The following is a 17,334-nucleotide window of genomic DNA, read 5'->3' as shown; positions in this document are numbered from 1 at the left end:
ACCCGATCTCCGGACGTCCCGCGCCCGGCGTCACTCGATGATGCGGTTCAGCGTCGCGAGCTCCTCGTCGCTGAGCTGGAGCTCCATGGCGGCGGCGGAGTCGGTGACCGAGGCGGGTCGGGAGGCGCCCGGGATCGGGATCACGTGGTCCCCCAGAGAGATCTCCCAGGCCAGCACCACCTGCTGCGGGCTGACGTCGTGCGCGGCCGCGACCTCGGCGACCGGAGGGACCCTCTCGCCGACCGCGGCCGCGCCGCCGCCGGTGCCGCCGAGCGGCCCCCAGGGCACGAAGGCGGCGCCGACCTCGGCGCAGTGGGTGAGCTCGCCGCGGCTGGTGTGGAAGTAGGTGGGGTTGAACTGGTTCTGCACGGCGGCGAGGCCGCCCTGCCCGAGGACCTCCACCGCGACGTCGATCTCCTCGACGTTGGCGTTGGAGATGCCGACCTCGCGGATCAGGCCCTCCTGCTGGAACGTCGCGAGCGCCTCGACGGCCTCGGCGTAGCGGATCGACCGGTCGGGGCGGTGCCAGTAGTAGAGGTCGACGGTGTCGGTCCCCAGGTTCGCCAGTGTCTTCTCGAGGGCCGAGCGCAGGTAGGCGGCGGATCCGTCACGGCCCGAGGACTCCTTCTCGCCGTCCTTGCCCGGCCCGCGCACGATCCCGCCCTTGGAGGCGACCACCACGCGGGAGCGGTCACCGGACCAGGTGCGCAGACCCTCGGCCACGATCTTCTCGTTGTGCCCCATGGTGTCCCAGCTGGGGGCGTACATGTCGGCGGTGTCGATGAGGGTGATGCCGGCGTCCAGCGCCGCGTGCACCGTGGCGAGCGCCTGCTCGTGGTCGGGGATCTCGTTGCGGCCGAAGGAGAGCGGCATCGCTCCGAACCCGATCGCGGAGACGGACAGGGAGCCGATGTTCCGTGTGATGGCAGTCATGACCGAAGGCTAATGATCCGGCAGCGCGGGGTGAAGGGGCGACCACGCAGCGACCGCGACCGCACCGCACCGCGCGTCGACGGGCGGAGCCCTACCCGGACCCACCCGACGGCGCTCGGCGGACCGCGTCGGGCGCTCATGCAGGCACGGAAAAATCTTTTCGCAACGCAGGACTTGCGAAACACGTTTCCACCCGGCTAACGTGGTGCTCGCACCGAACGGAGCGTGTCGCAGTCGCTCCCCAGGTGCCACGGATGTCGCTGACGCGGTGGAAACCCGCCAGCAGTCGCGACTTTCACGCGCCGCCGATCGGAACATGGGGCGAACAAGTCCCGATCGGCGGCGCGTTTCGTCGTCCGGGGGTCCTGCCATGAGATCGGTTCCCCCGGACGAGGCCCGCGCGCTCCCCGGAGGGAGGGATCGGCAGGCCCTGGTTCCCTGCCGACCGCGGGACGACACTGGTGCGAGCACATCCACCTCGGCGCTCCCCGGTCACCCGGCCCGGCTGCCGCCGCACCGCGAGAGGCACCGACCATGGACTACAGCGCGAGCATCACCATCCCCCACCAGGACGGCACGCTCGCCGTTGTCACCGGCGCGAGCGACGGGATCGGACTGGTGATCGCCCGCCACCTCGCTCGCGCGGGAGCCGAGGTCGTCCTGCCCGTCCGCACACCGAGCAAGGGGCAGGCCGCCGCCGAGCGGATCCGCGAGGCCGTGCCCAGAGCGCGCGTGTCCACCCGCCCCCTCGACCTGTCCTCCCTGGCATCGATCTCCGCCGTCGTGGACTCCCTGATCGACGACGGACGACCGATCGGCCTCCTGGTCAACAATGCGGGTGTCATGCAGCCGCCCCGCCGGCAGACCACCGAGGACGGCTTCGAGCTGCAGTGGGGCACCAACCATCTCGGCCATGTCGCCCTCACCCTCGGGCTCCTGCCGCTGCTGCGCGAGGGACGGGCGAGGGTCACCCACCAGACCAGCATCGCGGCCCGCCGCGGACGGATCGCCTGGGACGACCTCGACGGCGACAGCCACTACGACGCGATGGCGGCCTACACCGGCTCCAAGATCGCCCTCGGCCTGTTCGCACGGGAGCTCGATGCGCGCAGCCGCGCCGAGGGCTGGGGCATCAGCAGCAACCTCGCCCACCCCGGCGTCTCCCCCACCAACCTGCTCGCCGCGCAGCCCGGCATGGGGAGGCAGCGTGCGACGTCGGGCCGCCGCGTGATCGGTCTGCTCTCCCGCGCAGGCGTCGTGAACACCGTGGAGTCCGCGGCCCTGCCCGCCCTGATGGCAGCGACGGATCCGGCCGCACAGGGCGATCAGTTCTTCGGGCCCCGGCGCACGGTCGGAGGGCGGCCCGTGCGCCTCCAGCATCTCTGGGAGCCCTTCCGGGACATGCACGAGGCCCGCCGGGTCTGGAAGGTCTCCGAGGAGCAGCTCGGTCGACGGCCGGCCGCCTGACATCGCGCCGGTTCAGTCCCGGCGCCGCGTGGACTCCCGCTCCAGGATCCGCGGGGCCAGCAGGATCGTCGAAGGATCCTCACCGGGCTCCTGCATGCGCTGGCCGAGCATGCGGGCAGCGGCGCGGCCGGTGGCCCGGATGGGCTGCTGGACCACCGAGACCGAGGGGCTGACGAGCCGGGTCCACAGGTCGTCGTCGGTCGCGAGCAGCCCGGGGGCTCCGTCCAGACCGCGCATGGCCTCGAAGGCACCCGCGGACATGCGGTTGTTCGTCGCGTAGACGGCGTCGGCCCAGCCCTCGGCGAGCAGCCGTTCCGTGGCCTCGCGACCCGAGGCCAGGTGCAGGTCACCCCGGATCACCAGGGCGTCCTCGAGCCCCTCGGTCTCCCGGGAGGCGCGGGACCACTCGGCGAGGAAGCCCCGCACACGGTCCTCGGTCGAGGTCAGCCCCTCCGGGCCGGCCAGCACCACCGGCCGGCGGAACCCCTGCTCGACCAGGTGCTGGGCCCCACGCCTGCCGGCCTCGAGATTGTCGGTCACCACCAGGTCGACCTCGACGCCCTGGATGCGCCGGTCCACCAGCACCAGGGGCACGCGGGCGTCCAGGAGGGGTCGCACGTCGGAGAGGCTCTCGTCGACCACGGTCAGGATCACGCCCGCGATCTGACGGCTCACCAGCTGCGGGAAGACCTCCCTCTCGCGCTCGACGTCGTCCTCGGTGTGGGCGACCATCACCGAGTACCCCTGGCCCCGGGCCATCCGCTCGACCTCGCTGATCACCCGGGTGAAGTACGGGTTCTCGGCGTCGGGCGTGACCACGGCGACCTGCGCGGAGGCCCCGCTGCGCAGCGAGCGACCGGCGGCGTTGGGGACGTACCCCGTGGACCGCACGGCCGCTCGCACCCGTCGGCTGAGCTCCTTGTCGACGTTCTGCGCGCCGTTGATGACGCGCGAGACCGTCGCCGTCGAGACCCCGGCCGTGCTCGCGACGTCCAGGATGGTGGGGCGGCGCACGTTCATCGCGGGTCTCACTCGGCTCTCTCGGGTCTGTTCGGTCAGCGGCGCACGCCGCGGGAGAGGACGCTCGCCCGCGCCGGTGCCACCCGGCCGACGGCTGCCATCAGTCCTGGACCGCGCCGGCGTCACCGCACAGGTGCACCTGCACGCCCAGGTGATCGAACATGGCGGCCTTGGCGGTCAGGGCGCGATCCGCCGCGGCGGCGCTGTCAGCGTAGACCAGCTGCGCATGATTGGCCTTGTGGCGGGCCATGAACTGGTCGCGGCTGACACCGTCCAGGACCACGCTCGCGATCGGCCACTCGGGGTTGGTGGACTCCTTGCGGCGACGCACCTCCTCCTCGGGCAGCTCGACGACGCGACCACGGCCGATGTCGGCGTGCAGGGCGCCGTCCTGGATGTACACGCGCGACCACACGATCTCACCGGGCCGCGAGACGCCGTTGATGGTCGAGCCGCCGGCGGGGAAGAAGGTGGGGCCCTGACGCCAGCCCTCGGCGCCCGCGTAGCCGCCGGGCAGGTGGCTGGGCGGGACGGAGCCGGAGATCTCGTAGACCCACACGTACTGGCCGTCGAACTCCTCGCCCCAGCGCACGTCGTGCAGGGTGGTCGCGGGGTCCATGCCCATCGCGGTCCAGACCCGGTTGGTGATCAGGGCGTCCACCGCGACGCCCTCGTCGACCTCGTTGAAGTTCGGCAGGGCCTCGCCCTCCCAGAGCACGCGCTCGCCGTCGCGGCTGGTGACCTCGGGGCGCTCGACGTTGTTCAGGATGCCCTCGACGAGGTCGGAGGCGGGGCACACGTCCTTCAGCCCCTGCTGGTACTGGATGCCCACGGCGTCCAGCCCGAAGTCGTCGCTGATGCGCATCGCCGCGATGTACATCTTGTACTGCCAGCGCAGCTGCGTCTCGGTGAGCTCGGTGGCCTCGTCGGTGCCCAGGCGGAAGGTCATGCCGGCATCGGTGAGCCAGCGCCCCACGGCGTCGGCCTCCTCGTCGGGCACGGTCTGCATCTCCGCCCACAGGGCCGACTGGCTGAGCCGCTCCTTGTAGATGCCGAGGGCGTTCAGCAGCTCGTCGTCGATGATCGCGTTGTACATCCCCATGCAGCCCTCGTCGAAGATTCCGATGATGGCCTTGTCGGCGAGCAGGCGCTCGGCGAGTGCGGTGCCCAGCTGCTTCTCGGGGGTGTCGGCGAGGGAGGGCAGGTCGCTCACGTGCGAGGTGTCGTGCTCGAGAGTGCCGGTCCTGGTCCAGGTGGCGATGCCCTCGCGGAACCAGTCGTCGGTGCCGTCGACGGTCCAGATGCTCGAGTACTCGCGACCCATCTTGGTCAGGCCGCCGTTGAGGTTCAGCAGGCCCACCAGCCCCGGCCACTCGGGCGCGAAGTTCGCGACGGTGAGGATCGGTCCGCGGTGGGTGCGCAGACCGGCCAGCACGTGGTGGCTGTACTGCCAGTTGGCGGTCGCGACCACGAGCGGCGCCTCCGGCGGGATCTCCCGGAAGACCTCGAGACCCATGCGCTGGGAGCGGATGAAGCCGTGACCGTAGGCGGGGTCGGCGTCGAAGGCGCGGCGCACGGTGACACCGGCGGCCCGGAACGCCTCGGTGACCTGCCGCTCGAGCTCCTGCTGGGCGGGCCAGCTCTCGGTGTTCGCGCTCTCGCGCAGGTCCCCGCTGGGGATCAGCCAGACCTCGTCCTTCGCGGCCGACGGTCGACGGGCAGGCTCGGGCAGGGCGTAGCTGCGGCTCTCGGTGGCGTCCGCGGTGGTGGTCATGAGGGTGTCTCCTTCGACGGTGACGGGGGCGAATGGGGTGGTGCGAGCCGGAAGCCCGGCTCGGGCGACGGACCGGCGGGCCGCTCAGTCCTGCGGGTCGCGCGGCGGGGTGGCGCCGATGTCGGGCACGGGGCCGGAGGCCAGGTGCACCTCCATGGCATCGAAGTCCGGGGCGGGCGGACGGTTCGTCGTCGGCCGGTCCAGGTAGAACAGCGCGGTCGAGGCGATGTCGTCGCGCAGCGGCAGGTAGCGCCATCCCGAGCGCCAACCCAGGGCCTGGACGTCGACCTTGGGGAGGGCCTTCGCGAAGTGGATTGGGTCGGCCACGTGCCAGCGGTACATGCCGAAGCGCTGCTGGGCGGAGTAGAGGCCGTCGGGCCGGATCACCTGCGGCATGCCCAGGTAGGGCGTCGAGAACGCGGTGTACCCCTGGCCGGGGATGTCGAAGTTCCAGGCGCCGCCGAAGTAGTCCTCGGTGCCGGTGCCGCAGATGGTGGGGTGCTCGGTGTCGTCGTCCATGTAGAACTTGATCTCGCCCTCGCCCCACCAGCCGTTGGAGTTCACGCCCCAGGCGATGTAGGTGCCCACGTACTGGCCCTGGCCCTCGATGCCCTCGAGCAGCACGTGCGGGGTGCGGTCCGCCAGCGGGTTAGAGCGCCGCCACTGGGCGTGGAAGTAGCCGTCCTCGCTGTGGTCGCCGCCCACCTCGTAGGTCACCTGGTAGTAGACGCGGGCGTCCACACCCGAGGTGTTCTCGATGGTCAGCCGGGCGCCGTCCCGGAACGGCATCGGCCAGTAGGAGTTGAAGCCGCCGTGCGGGTTCGCCGCGATCATCTGGGAGTCGACCTGGCTGAAAGTGCTCCAGCCGCTGCAGAAGAAGTCGCCGTAGGGGACCTCGACAGCGGGTTCGTCGCTGCCGTCCCAGTAGGCGCGCAGCACGAGGGTGCGCCAGTTGTCGGTGTGGGTGGTGATCCAGATGTGCGTGATCACGCCGGCTCCGTCGATGTCGGCGAGGTCGAAGGTCTCCCCTGCCTTCACGTCCACGCTCGGGGAGACCTTCCAGCCCACCCCGAGGTCGCGGGCGCTCGCGGCACCGGTCCCCTCGCTCGCCCGGGCGCCGCCGCCCGCCGAGCCGTCGAAGTTCTCGGGGCTGATGGAGCGGGTGAGCACGGGGCGCAGGCGGGCGAGCCCGGCGGCTCCCGGGGCCGCCTGCGGGGCCGACGCCGCCGACGAGGACGAGAGGGTCTGGGGCACGATGGTCACTCCTTCGTGAACGGTCCGGCTGCCGGTCTCGACCCGGGCCGGGGTGGTGGTCCCTGCGCACGGACGACCGTCCACGGATGCCGTCGACGATGACCGGGCGAAAAACGTTTACTCGGACTCTACGGAGCGTGACACGGACGGTCAACCGAGCGCGCGGAATCGGTCGCCGCAGGTCCTCCCGCCCGTTCCGGAGAAAGGCGACCGGGTGCCGTCCGATCCGATTGACACGCTCGATCCCCCTCTCTACGGTTGCCAGTAATCGTTTCCTGGCCGACGGCCCGACGCCGGGCCCAGCGCCGGCCCCGGGAGACCCGCGCCGAACGGCGCCGAACGCCGCACGGCACGCATCGCGGCCTGCACTGCATCACGGTTCGAGGAGGAACCAGTGCCCCCACGCCCCCATCCGTCCCGTCGACCCCGGGGAACATCCCCGTCGCCCACGCGCCGCACCCTGCTCGCCGGGGCCGCGGCGGCGGCCGCCTCGGTGCCGCTGCTGTCCTCGTGCGGCAGCGGCGCGAAGGACGGCCCGCTGACGTTCTGGAACTTCTACCACCCGGCCCCGCAGCAGGATCCGAACCTGGTCGCCCAGTCGGACTGGTTCCAGAAGGCGATCGACCGTTGGAACGGCGCCGGCGAGCACGAGGTCTCGTCGGTCTACATGACCAGCGACCAGATGAACCAGCGCATGCCGGTCGCCTTCGCCTCGGGCGACGGCCCCGACATCTTCCTGATCTCCCCCGGGGACTACCTGCGCTACGCCAACGGCGGCGTGCTCCTGGACCTCTCGCCCTACATGGAGCAGGACGCGATCGACGACTTCTACCCCGATGCGCTGACCACCCGGCGCGACGGCGACAAGATCTTCGGCCTGCCCATGGAGCAGGAGCCTCTGGCCCTGTTCTACGACCCCGACCTGCTCGAGAAGAAGGGCATCGCCGAGGGCGACCTCCCGAAGGACTGGGACGATCTGCTCGAGATGGCCGCCTCGCTGAGCTCCGGGACCACCACCGGTCTGGTGCTCGACGTCGACCCCGGGTACTACCAGAACTTCACCTTCTACCCATGGGTGTGGCAGACCGGCGGCGACGTCATCGACCCCAAGACCCAGAAGCCCGTCTTCGACGCCGACGGCCCGCGCGCCGCGCTGGACCTGTGGGGCAGGGCGGTCGCGAGCGGCGCCACGCCCCGCACGAGACCGGCCAACGGCGACATCGTCTCCGCCTTCAGCTCGGGGTACGCCGCCTTCTGGGAGACCGGCGTCTGGGACGTCATGAGCCTGACGGACAACGCGCCCGACAAGAAGTTTGGGGTGATGCCGCTGCCGGCGCCGAAGGGCAAGGAATCCAGCACGATCCTGGGCGGCTGGGCCTGGTGCGTGAACGCGCGCGGGAAGGACCCCGAGGCGGCGGCCCGCTTCGTCGTGCAGTCGCTGGGGTCGATGGACCGCGAGTGCATCGACCACTGCGCGGTGTGGAACGGGCCGGCCAAGGGCAACATGCCCGCCCGGAAGTCCGTGGACCAGAAGATGCAGGCCGAGGGCTCCTACGACGAGGAGCACCAGAAGATCTTCCACGAGGAGATCCTGCCGACCGGTCGTGGCGAACCGCGGTTCCCCCCGGTGGTCTACAAGGCGGTCTCCGACGCGCTGCAATCCGTCGAGCTCGCCGGCGGCGACCCCGCTGCGGAGGCGTCCCGCGCCCAGCAGACCATCGAGAGCTATCTCGAGACCTACGAAGGAGGCTCCCTGGTATGAGTGCCATCACCTCACGGGAGCGACGGGAGCGGCGCGCCGCCCTGTTCTTCCTCGCACCCGACGCGATCGGCCTGACCGTGTTCGTCGCGATCCCGATGCTGCTCTCGGTCGTGCTGGGCTTCTTCTGGATCGACGGCTTCGGCAACTTCGACTTCATCGGCCTGGACAACTACGTGCGCATGGTCAAGGACCCGCAGTTCTGGAGCAGCGCGAAGGTCACGCTGATCTACCTGGTGGTCCTGGTGCCGCTGATCTTCGTGGTGGGCCTCGGGCTCGCCCTGCTGGTGCAGCAGAAGTTCCCGGCGGTGGGCGTGATCCGCTCGGCCCTGTTCCTGCCCTACGTGATCAGCATCGTCGTGGTCTCGATGGTCTGGCAGTTCATGCTGACCGACCGCACGGGCGTGATCGCGACGCTGCTCTCGAAGATCGGGATCGACGGGCTCTCGTTCCTGGGCGACCCGAAGCTCGCCCTCGGCACCGTGATCGCCGTGACCATCTGGCTGCAGATGGGCTACTACATGATCATCTTCCTGGCCGGCCTGCAGGACATCCCCACCGAGTACTACGAGGCCGCCCGGATCGACGGGGCGAGCGCCCGGCAGCGGTTCCGCCGCATCACCATGCCCCTGCTCGCGCCGACGAACTTCTTCGTGCTGCTGACCTCGATGGTCGCGGTGGTCACCGGCGGCCTCGACATGATCTTCGTGCTGACCAGCGGCGGTCCCGCGAACTCGACCTCGCTGCTGATCTTCTACATCTACCAGCAGGCCTTCCTGTTCGGCGACCTGGGCTACGCGGCGGCCGTCGGCTCCGTGCTCGTCCTCTTCCTGCTGATCTTCTCCGCTGCGATGTTCCTGGCCACCCGAGGAGGTCGGTTCTCGAATGACGACTGATGCCACCACCACGTCCGCCCCGGGCAGGGCGCCCGCGGATCCTTCCTCCCCGCGCTCCCGCACCTCGCCGGTCCGTCCCCGCAAGCGGCGCTCCCGCACCGCCTGGCTGCTGTTCGCCGTCGGCCTCGTCCTGGCGCTGGCCACGGTCTTCCCGCTGCTGTGGATGGTGCTGGGCTCCTTCAAGACGCCGGAGGAGGTCAACTCCCCGCAGCTGATCCCGAAGACCTTCACCCTGGAGAACTACGTCTACGTGTTCTCCCAGGTGCCCTTCGCGCGCTACCTGTTCAACAGCTTCTTCGTCTCCGCCGCCGTGACCGTGCTCGCGCTGTGGTTCCACTCCATGGCCGCCTACGCCCTCGCCCGGCTCCGCTTCCCGGGGCGCGAGAAGATCTTCCTCGCGATCTTCGCGACGATGCTGGTCAGCGCCCCGGTGACGATCATCCCGACCTTCATCATCGTGCGCACACTGGGCATGGTGGACAGCTACGCGGGCCTGATCGTGCCGGCGATCTTCAACGCCTTCGGCATCTTCCTGCTGCGCCAGTTCTACGTCTCCCTGCCCGACGAGCTCGAGGAGGCGGCGCTCGTGGACGGCGCGAGCTACTGGAAGATCTACTGGTCGATCGTGCTGCCGCTGTCGCGGCCGATCCTCTCCGCCCTCGCGGTGTTCTTCTTCCTGGCCAACTGGAACTCCTTCGTGTGGCCGATGACCGTGACCTCCGATCCGAACCTGCGCGTGGTCCAGCTCGGCATCCAGTCCTTCCAGCAGCAGTACGCCGCCGACTGGAACTACATCCTGGCCGCCGCGACGGTCGCCGCCCTCCCGACCCTAGGTATCTTCTTCGTCTTCCAGAAGCAGATCGTCGCCTCGATCAAGACGTCCGGCCTGAAGTAGGTCCGTCCCGCTCGGCGCGGTCGCCGGCCGCTCCGCGTGTTCCTGTCCATCCGATGAGCAGCACGACGAACACCCCGAGGAGCATTCCGATGATCGACGACGATGCCGGACACAGCACCGAGAACCTCAGCCGCTCGGGCTTCCTGCGCTGGGGAGCCGCCGCCGGAGCGGGACTCACCGCGGCAGGCCTCTCCGCAACAGGGGCCCCGGGGGCCGAGGCCGCGCCCCCTGCCTCGCCAGCACCGACCACCCCCGCGCCGGCCACCCCCACACCGACCTCCCCGGCGCCGGCCGCGGAGCCCTCGGTCGAGAACCTCGGCCCGATCACCGGGCGCGGGATCACGACGCGGTTCCAGATGGAGCGCACCGACCTCGGGATCCCGGCGCGCACCCCGGACGGCCGGGTCCTCTACGTGTTCGGCGACTCCTACATCGACGAGGACGGCGTCAACGCCCCCGAGAACGACTGGCGCTCCCCCACGGGTCTCTACGCGGAAGACGTGCAGCCCACGGAGACCATCGAGTGGACCGGTGCCGTGGGCGGTGAGCGGGCGGAGCAGCTCGCTCCCTACGACCACGTCGGCGGCAAGTACACCGTGCTGCCGGCGGACGTGATCACCCTCGGCGACACCATGCACCTGTGGGTGATGCGCAACGAGTCGCTCGGCGACGTCTCGGGCACCGAGATCTGGACCTCGCACGATTCCGGGGCCACCTGGGAGGCCACGCCACTGTTCGCCGGTAACCACAAAGAAGGCAACGTCCAGCTCGCCACCTGGGCCTTGCATCCCGAGGACGGACACGTCTACGCACTCGCCACCGGCTTCCAGCGCAACAAGCCCGTCTATCTGCTGCGGGTCCCGGTGGAGAAGATCCTCGATCCCGATGCCTACGAGTATTGGGGCATCCCCGCTGATGAATGGGCCTGGGGCGACACCCTGACACCGGTTCTCGACGGCGCCTTCGGCGAGATGTGCTGGCGGGTGATGGAGGACGGCTCCTGGCTGCTGACCTGGTTCGACGCCGGCCATTACACGATCGAGGCGCTGCTCGCCGACGGGCCGACGGCGAATCTGCACGACGCTCCCCGCACGACGCTCGTGCACGGTGCCGACTGGGGGAACGAGGGACCCGACCGGATCGCCCAGCTCTACGGCGCGTACCAGGTGCCCGGTTCCACCCCGCAGAGCATGCACCTCGTGGTCAGCCAGTGGAACACCGCGACGCAGCACCCTTATCGCTCGATGCTGGTGCGTGCCGACGGGGCGTTCTGACCCTCGGCGCCGACGTCGGCAGGTCACGATGAGGAAACGATTACCGGCGGCGGTCGGCCGCTTCCGACCGCCGCCTGGGTCGCGTCTGCGCTGATCCCCGGCGTCATACCCGGGACCGGACTCCCGCACGGGGCATCCGACCCGTCGCGCACGGTGTTGACGACCCCGCACCCCCTTCCTACACTCTGCGTAAACGATTTCTCCCATCCGGGAGAACGCCGCAGGTGCCGCCGGATCCCAGCGTGGGGACTCCGACACAGCGGACATGGCGGGGTCGGGGACACGGTGCAGCGACGCACCGAGGAAGAAGCATCCGATGCGCAGAAGGACTCTCCTCACCACCGCGGCCGCCGGGCTCACGGCCGCATCCCTCGCGGCGTGCGGCAGCGGCACGCCCGGACAGAAGGCCGAGGACTCACGGGCCAAGAGCCGCACCAACGTCGAGTTCTGGGGATCGGTGTTCACCACCCCGGAGAACGCCTGGTACAAGAAGGTCGTCGAGGACTTCAACGACGCCCAGGAGGACGTGTTCGTCAACTACACCGTGGTCCCGGCGGACGCCTGGGACCAGAAGCTCAAGGCCGCACAGGCCGCGGGCAACGCCCCCGACATGTACATCAAGTCGGGACGTCTGGACACCGACGCCCGCACCGGGCTCCTCAAACCGCTCGACGACCTGATCGAAGCGAAGGTCTTCGACGAGATCACCGACCAGGCCAAGGAGGTCTCGCAGTACCAGGGGAAGTGGTTCGGCTTCCCCCTCCTGCTCGAGCCCCAGGTCACCCTGCTGTGGGACAAGGACCTGTTCGAGAAGGCGGGCCTGGACCCGGAGAAGCCGCCGACCACCTGGCACGAGATGTTCCAGGCCTGCGAGAAGATCGCCCCGCTGTTGAAGAACGGCCAGTTCTGCGTGGGCACCGCCGGCGACCCGGACACCTTCGGCTGGACGACCGTGGCCGCGCAGCAGCACGTCGCCGGCCACCTCCCGGTCTCCGACGACTGGTCGAAGGCCGATGCGATGGACCCCAAGTACGAGGACCTCATCGGCTTCTACAAGACCCTGCAGGAGAACAAGTGGATGCCGCGTCAGCCGCTCGGCGCCGGCAACTCGGCGCAGCCCCTGGGCGAGGGCAAGGTCGCGATGCTCTCCCAGGGGTCCTGGGCGATGTCGGAGATCGCCGCCGACTACCCCGACAAGGTCAAGACCACCGGCATGGCGCCGTGGGTCCAGAACGACGGCGACCTCGAGACGTCGATCTCGACGATCGGCAACATGAAGTGGCTGATCGACGCGAAGTCGAAGGAGCCCGAGGCCACCGCGACGTTCTTCACCTGGGCCCTGGGCGGTGATCCCGAGGTCCTGAAGCCCTTCTTCGTGGACACCCAGTTCACCAAGGCTCCCGCTCGCCAGAAGGTCACCGACGTGGTGAACAAGGACCCGAAGTCGAAGGACGCCCCCTGGTCCTCGGTGGTCTTCGAGGACATCGTGCCGTTCTGCGTCCCCGAGTCCCAGTACCCCTTCGACATCAACGCGGCGCTGGGTGATGCGATCCAGTCGGGGATGACCGGTGAGGCGAGCCCGAAGGACGCCCTGAAGAAGGCGAACACCGAGATCCAGAAGGTCATCGATCGCGAGGATCTCGCGAAGGCGCACAAGGAGATGGAGAGCAAGTGAGCGCGCTCCGGGAGGCGGCGGCCGCGCCGGACGCGCGTCCCGTGCGCTCGTCGGCGCGGCGGCGGGACTCCCTGATGGCCTACATCATGCTGGCGCCCGTGCTCGTGCTGCTGGGGACGTTCGTCGTCTGGCCGGCGATCCAGGCGATCTACCTGAGCTTCTTCGACTGGAGCTTCTACACGCCCTCGCAGTTCGTGGGCGTGAAGAACTACGCCGACGTGCTCGGGGACGACAGGTTCTGGCAGGCGATCGGCCGCGGGCTCGTCTTCGTGGTGATGACGGTCCCGGTCTCGCTCGTGCTCTCGTTCCTGATCGCCTCGCTCGCCGTCTCCGTCTCCCGGCGCGTCTCGACGCTGCTGAAGATCAGCATCTACATCCCCTCGGTGATCTCCGGGGTGATCGCCTCGATCACCTTCGTGATGATCTACGACTACTCCGGCGGGATCCTCAACGCGCTGATCAACGTGGTCGGCCTGCCCAATCAGGCCTGGCTCGGGGACCCGCGCTGGGCGCTCGGGGCGATCGCGCTGCCGGCCGTCTGGCTGGGGCTCGGGATCTCGACGCTGATCATGATCGCGGCGCTGCTGGACGTCCCGCAGAGCTTCTACGAGGCGGCCGAGCTCGAGGGCGCCTCGTGGTGGCAGCGCACGCGGTACATCACCGTCCCCCAGATCAAGAACGTGCTGCTGTTCCTGCTGGTCACCGGTTTCGTCGCCTCGATCCAGCAGTACGAGCTGCCGCTGGTGATGACGGCGGGCGGACCCCAGCACGCGACCGAGCTGCCCAACCTCTTCATCTTCAACCACTTCCGGAAGGACACCTACGTCGGCTACTCGATCGCGGCGGCGATGCTGCTGTTCGCGGTGCTGGGCTCGATCTCCTCGGTGATCTTCCGGATCGTCAACTCCGAGAAGCTGGTGGACTGACATGGCGATCACCCAGGCCGCTCCCGTCCTCGCGCCGACGACCACCGAGACCGCCCTGCCCGCTCGTCGGCGCAAGAAGCTGACGCCCTCGCGCCTGGCGCTGCTCGCGCTGAAGACGCTCGCCGGCGCCGTCATCGTGCTGCTCGCGCTGTTCCCGCTGGCGTGGATGGTGATCTCCGGGTTCAAGCTGCGCACCGAGGTGATCCGCACCCCGTTCCAGTTCTTCCCCGACGTGTGGGAGGTCCAGAACTACGTCCAGATCCTCAGCGACCCGTCCTTCGTGCGCACCCTCGCGCTCACCGGCTTCGGGGCGGTCATCTTCACCACCGGCTCGATCGTCATCAACTCGATGGCGGCGTACGCCTTCGCGAGGCTGGAGTTCGTGGGCAAGCGGATCGTGTGGCCGCTGGTGCTGATGACAATGTTCATCCCGGGCATGACGATCCTGCTGACCAGCTTCATCGTGGTCACGAAGCTCTACATGCTGGACACCCTCGCGGTGCTGATCCTGCCGGGCATGGCGACCGCCGCCCACGTGTTCTTCGTGCGCCAGTTCTACCTGAACATCCCCTCGAGCCTGGAGGAGGCCGCCCGTGTGGACGGCTGCGGACGCTGGGGCGTGTACTTCCGCATCTTCATCCCGCTGTCCAAGGCGCCGTTCGTCGTGGTCGGGATCGGCTCGTTCATGGCCTACTGGAACAGCTTCGTGTGGCCCGTGCTGACGATCACGAACCCGGATCTGTTCCAGGTCCAGCAATACCTCGCGAACTTCCGCGGGGAGCGCTCGAGCGAGCTGGGACTGCTGATGGCGGGGTCCGCCCTGGCGGCCGCGCCGATCATCGTGCTGTTCCTGATCTTCCAGCGTCAGATCATCGCGAACATCAAGATGGCCGGGCTGAAGTGATCCGCAGGGGGCGGATGCTCAGTCCTCCCCTGCCCCAGCCCCCACCCGTGATCCAGACGGAGCGGGAAGTCCCGGGGTCCACCACGATCTCGGCGCAGTGCTCGTCGAGGTCGACCTCGATCCGGCCCGCGTCCTCGAAGTGCATCGGATCGCGGGAGAAGTAGGCGAGCGTGCGGTCGTACTCGCCGGACTCGCACACGAAGAGGATCCACCCTTCCGGGCGGCCGGCGCCGTCGGCAGGCGCGGCGCCGGCGGGCACGGCATCGGCGGGCGAGGTATCGGCGGGCACGGCATCGGCAGGCGCGGCATCGGCGATCGCACCGTCGGCCGTCACCGGCACCACGAAGGGGGACTCCGTCGGCCCGCCGACGGTCCCGCTCTGCGTCGAGCGGTAGGCGACGCTCGGGGCGGACCACGTCACCAGGTCCCTGCTCTGACGCACCGAGACCTCGTGGAAGCCGCCGCCCGGTCGCGAGGTGCGGGTGCAGTACATGAGCCAGCGGTCCCCGTCGCGCAGCACCATCGGGTCCCGGGCGTCGAAGCCGTCCTCGAACACCGGTCCGCCCTGGTGGTGCTCCCAGGTGAACAGGTCCGTGCTGGTCGCGAGCTCGATCCGGTAGCGGGTGTGGTCGGCGGTACCGCCGCAGTAGAACATCAGGTAGCTGCCCTCGTGGCGGATCACGTGAGGAGCCCAGACGTGGGTCTCGCCGAGGTCGGTGCGAGCGTGCAGGACGGGGTCGTGGATGCTCCAGGCGTCCGGGGTCAGGGAGGGCGCCGAGGCATGGAGGAAGAAGGTCTCGTCCAGCGGCGCGGCCGGTTCGGGGTGCCAGATCCCGAACACGTGCCAGGTGCCCTGCTCGTCGCGCACCACGGTGTGGTCGTTGATGTACCAGGGGGCGCGCGGGGAGGGCGAGGCATCCAGCAGATGCCGCTTCTGGCCCGGGGTCAGGGCGATGGGCGGGTCGGCGGCCGCATCGAGCGGAGCAAGGCCCTCCGCCGGTGGCGTCGAGGTCTCGGAAGGGGTGAGGTTCTCAGGTGGCATCGAGGGCTCCCGGGGCGACGAGCTGGAGGGTCAGGGCGACGTCAGGCGGCTCGGGCTCGTGCGGAGACGGCGTTCCCACACGCTCCGGACGGCAGTGACCGATAAACGTTTTCCCGCGTTGCGCTCACTTTAGGAGGGACCACTGAACCTGTAAACCGGCGCGAGGTCGACGAGGAGGACGCGGGCTCGCTTTCGATGAGTAAACGATTGCCAGGCACGTGGCACCCCGGTAGGGTGCGGGGCGCAGGGCGACGAGGCCCGACGATCCCCGAGGGAGTTCCCGTGGAGACCAGCGACAACGACCGCGACCGCACGAGCACCGACCGATCGAGCGATGACACCGGCAGGGAGCCCAGGGACGCGGCCGTCCCCCGCTCCTCGGTCCTGCGGGGAGGTGCTCTCGCGCTCGGCGCAGGCACCCTGGGGGCCGCGGCGCTCGTGCAGGCCCGTGGCGCCCAGCGTGCCGACGCGGCACCGAGGCCGAGGCCGAACCCGCACTACCGTCGGCCGCGGGTCTCTCGCATCGCGACGCTCAGCGGCCCCGGCGTGACCTCGGACTACGGCTTCGAGGCCACCGACCTGGGCGTCCCCTGCCGCACGCCGGACGGGCGCATCCTGGCCGTCTTCGGCGACACCTTCGAGGGCGCCAAGGTGGGCTCGGGCCGCTGGACCTCCCCCGTCGCCCTGTACGCGAAGGACCGCCGCCGGCCCAGCGCCTCCGGGCTGCGCTGGAGCGGCGCCGTGGGCGGGGAGCGTGCCGAGCAGCTGATCGACTACGACCACGAGGGCCCCATCAGCACGTACCTGCCCGGCGACGTGATCACCGTGGACGGGACCATGTACCTGTGGGTGATGGCCAATGCCGGCTTCGGCAACGTCGCGCGCACCGAGATCTGGACCTCGAAGGACTCCGGGGAGACCTGGGAGCAGACCACGGAGATGTTCCCGGGCGATCACCTGGCCGGCTTCTGCCAGCAGGCCACCTGGAGCCTCGACGAGGACGGCGGGACCGTCCACCTGCTGACCAGCGGGTTCCAGCGCGACAAGGGCGCGATCCTGCAGCGCGTGCCGGCGTCGAAGATCCTCGACCCCGACGCCTACGAGACCTACGGCCCCGTCGAAGCCGACGGGACCTCGTGGGAGTGGGGCAAGGCCCCGAAGCCGATCATCGACGGGTCCATCGGCGAGATGTGCCTGCGCCGGGTCGAGGACCGCACCGTGCTCACCTACTTCAACTCCGGGCTCTACCGGATCGACCTGAAGGCGGCGACCTCGCCCGAGGAGCTCCGGGACGCGGCCTTCTCCGAGACCCTGCTGTGGGGCTGCGACTGGGGCCACGAGGACGACGAGCGCGTCGCCCAGCTCTACGGCGGCTACATCGTCCCCGGCTCGACCCTGGACGACCTGCACCTCACGGTCTCCCAGTGGCACACCGGCCCCGACTGGCCGTACCACGTCGAGGAGTTCCGGGTGCAGGGGCTGGAGAAGGGCATTCGGGCCGAGAGCTGACGGGCG

General features: G+C 69.7%; 14 protein-coding genes. 9 read left to right on the top strand and 5 right to left on the bottom strand.

From position 1 onward, the window contains the following. Positions 1-30: 30 nt before the first annotated feature. Complete coding sequence (locus tag DEO23_RS02260) at positions 31-933, bottom strand: aldo/keto reductase (protein WP_109274360.1); 903 nt, start codon at positions 931-933, stop codon at positions 31-33. A 534-nt stretch (positions 934-1,467) separates the two neighbouring features. Between DEO23_RS02260 and DEO23_RS02255 the strand changes: the two genes are divergently transcribed. Next, positions 1,468-2,400 (top strand): SDR family oxidoreductase, encoded by a 933-nt coding sequence (locus DEO23_RS02255; protein WP_109274359.1) that lies wholly within the window; start codon positions 1,468-1,470, stop codon positions 2,398-2,400. Positions 2,401-2,412: 12 nt separating this feature from the next. Here DEO23_RS02255 and DEO23_RS02250 read toward each other — a convergent pair whose 3' ends face one another. The 3 genes from DEO23_RS02250 to DEO23_RS02240 form a co-directional block, all read right to left on the bottom strand. Continuing rightward, entirely contained in the window at positions 2,413-3,420 is a 1,008-nt protein-coding gene (locus tag DEO23_RS02250; RefSeq protein WP_109274358.1) for a LacI family DNA-binding transcriptional regulator, read from the bottom strand. A gap of 100 nt (positions 3,421-3,520) precedes the next feature. Continuing rightward, positions 3,521-5,194, bottom strand: coding sequence for a fucose isomerase (locus DEO23_RS02245; protein ID WP_109274357.1), 1,674 nt, complete (start codon positions 5,192-5,194; stop codon positions 3,521-3,523). Between the two features lie 84 nt (positions 5,195-5,278). Continuing rightward, entirely contained in the window at positions 5,279-6,448 is a 1,170-nt protein-coding gene (locus DEO23_RS02240) for a glycoside hydrolase family 172 protein (RefSeq protein WP_109274356.1), read from the bottom strand. A 394-nt stretch (positions 6,449-6,842) separates the two neighbouring features. Between DEO23_RS02240 and DEO23_RS02235 the strand changes: the two genes are divergently transcribed. The 7 genes from DEO23_RS02235 to DEO23_RS02205 all read left to right on the top strand — a co-directional run bounded on the left by DEO23_RS02235 (position 6,843) and on the right by DEO23_RS02205 (position 14,777). Continuing rightward, positions 6,843-8,210, top strand: coding sequence for an ABC transporter substrate-binding protein (locus DEO23_RS02235; protein WP_165831699.1), 1,368 nt, complete (start codon positions 6,843-6,845; stop codon positions 8,208-8,210). After that, the gene (locus tag DEO23_RS02230; protein ID WP_109274354.1) at positions 8,207-9,103 is read left to right on the top strand and encodes a carbohydrate ABC transporter permease; all 897 of its coding nucleotides are present in this window, start codon (positions 8,207-8,209) and stop codon (positions 9,101-9,103) included. Before DEO23_RS02235 ends, DEO23_RS02230 begins: the two co-directional genes overlap by 4 nt. After that, the gene (locus DEO23_RS02225; protein ID WP_109274353.1) at positions 9,093-9,998 is read left to right on the top strand and encodes a carbohydrate ABC transporter permease; all 906 of its coding nucleotides are present in this window, start codon (positions 9,093-9,095) and stop codon (positions 9,996-9,998) included. The genes DEO23_RS02230 and DEO23_RS02225 overlap by 11 nt, the downstream gene beginning before the upstream one ends. Before the next feature lie 89 nt (positions 9,999-10,087). After that, positions 10,088-11,272, top strand: coding sequence for a DUF4185 domain-containing protein (locus DEO23_RS02220; RefSeq protein WP_109274352.1), 1,185 nt, complete (start codon positions 10,088-10,090; stop codon positions 11,270-11,272). A gap of 316 nt (positions 11,273-11,588) precedes the next feature. Further along, on the top strand, positions 11,589-12,947 hold the full coding sequence (locus DEO23_RS02215) for an ABC transporter substrate-binding protein (protein WP_165831698.1): 1,359 nt from the start codon (positions 11,589-11,591) through the stop codon (positions 12,945-12,947). Beyond that, complete coding sequence (locus tag DEO23_RS02210; protein WP_240613169.1) at positions 12,944-13,873, top strand: carbohydrate ABC transporter permease; 930 nt, start codon at positions 12,944-12,946, stop codon at positions 13,871-13,873. The genes DEO23_RS02215 and DEO23_RS02210 overlap by 4 nt, the downstream gene beginning before the upstream one ends. A 1-nt stretch (position 13,874) precedes the next feature. After that, positions 13,875-14,777, top strand: coding sequence for a carbohydrate ABC transporter permease (locus DEO23_RS02205; RefSeq protein WP_109274350.1), 903 nt, complete (start codon positions 13,875-13,877; stop codon positions 14,775-14,777). On the opposite strand, the gene DEO23_RS02200 is transcribed toward DEO23_RS02205, so the two are convergent. After that, positions 14,755-15,819 carry a glycoside hydrolase family 32 protein gene (locus DEO23_RS02200; RefSeq protein ID WP_109274349.1) on the bottom strand — a complete coding sequence of 355 codons (1,065 nt, stop codon included), beginning with the start codon at positions 15,817-15,819 and terminating at the stop codon, positions 14,755-14,757. The two genes, DEO23_RS02205 and DEO23_RS02200, sit on opposite strands and share 23 nt — an antisense overlap. A gap of 282 nt (positions 15,820-16,101) precedes the next feature. On the opposite strand from DEO23_RS02200, the gene DEO23_RS02195 reads away from it, so the two are divergent. Further along, on the top strand, positions 16,102-17,328 hold the full coding sequence (locus DEO23_RS02195; RefSeq protein ID WP_205678817.1) for a DUF4185 domain-containing protein: 1,227 nt from the start codon (positions 16,102-16,104) through the stop codon (positions 17,326-17,328). Positions 17,329-17,334 lie beyond the last annotated feature (6 nt).

Origin of the sequence: Brachybacterium endophyticum, assembly GCF_003130585.1 — a bacterium.
Taxonomy (GTDB): domain Bacteria; phylum Actinomycetota; class Actinomycetes; order Actinomycetales; family Dermabacteraceae; genus Brachybacterium; species Brachybacterium endophyticum.
Note: the sequence above shows the minus strand (reverse complement) of the source record. Positions and strands in the feature narration are given on the sequence as shown.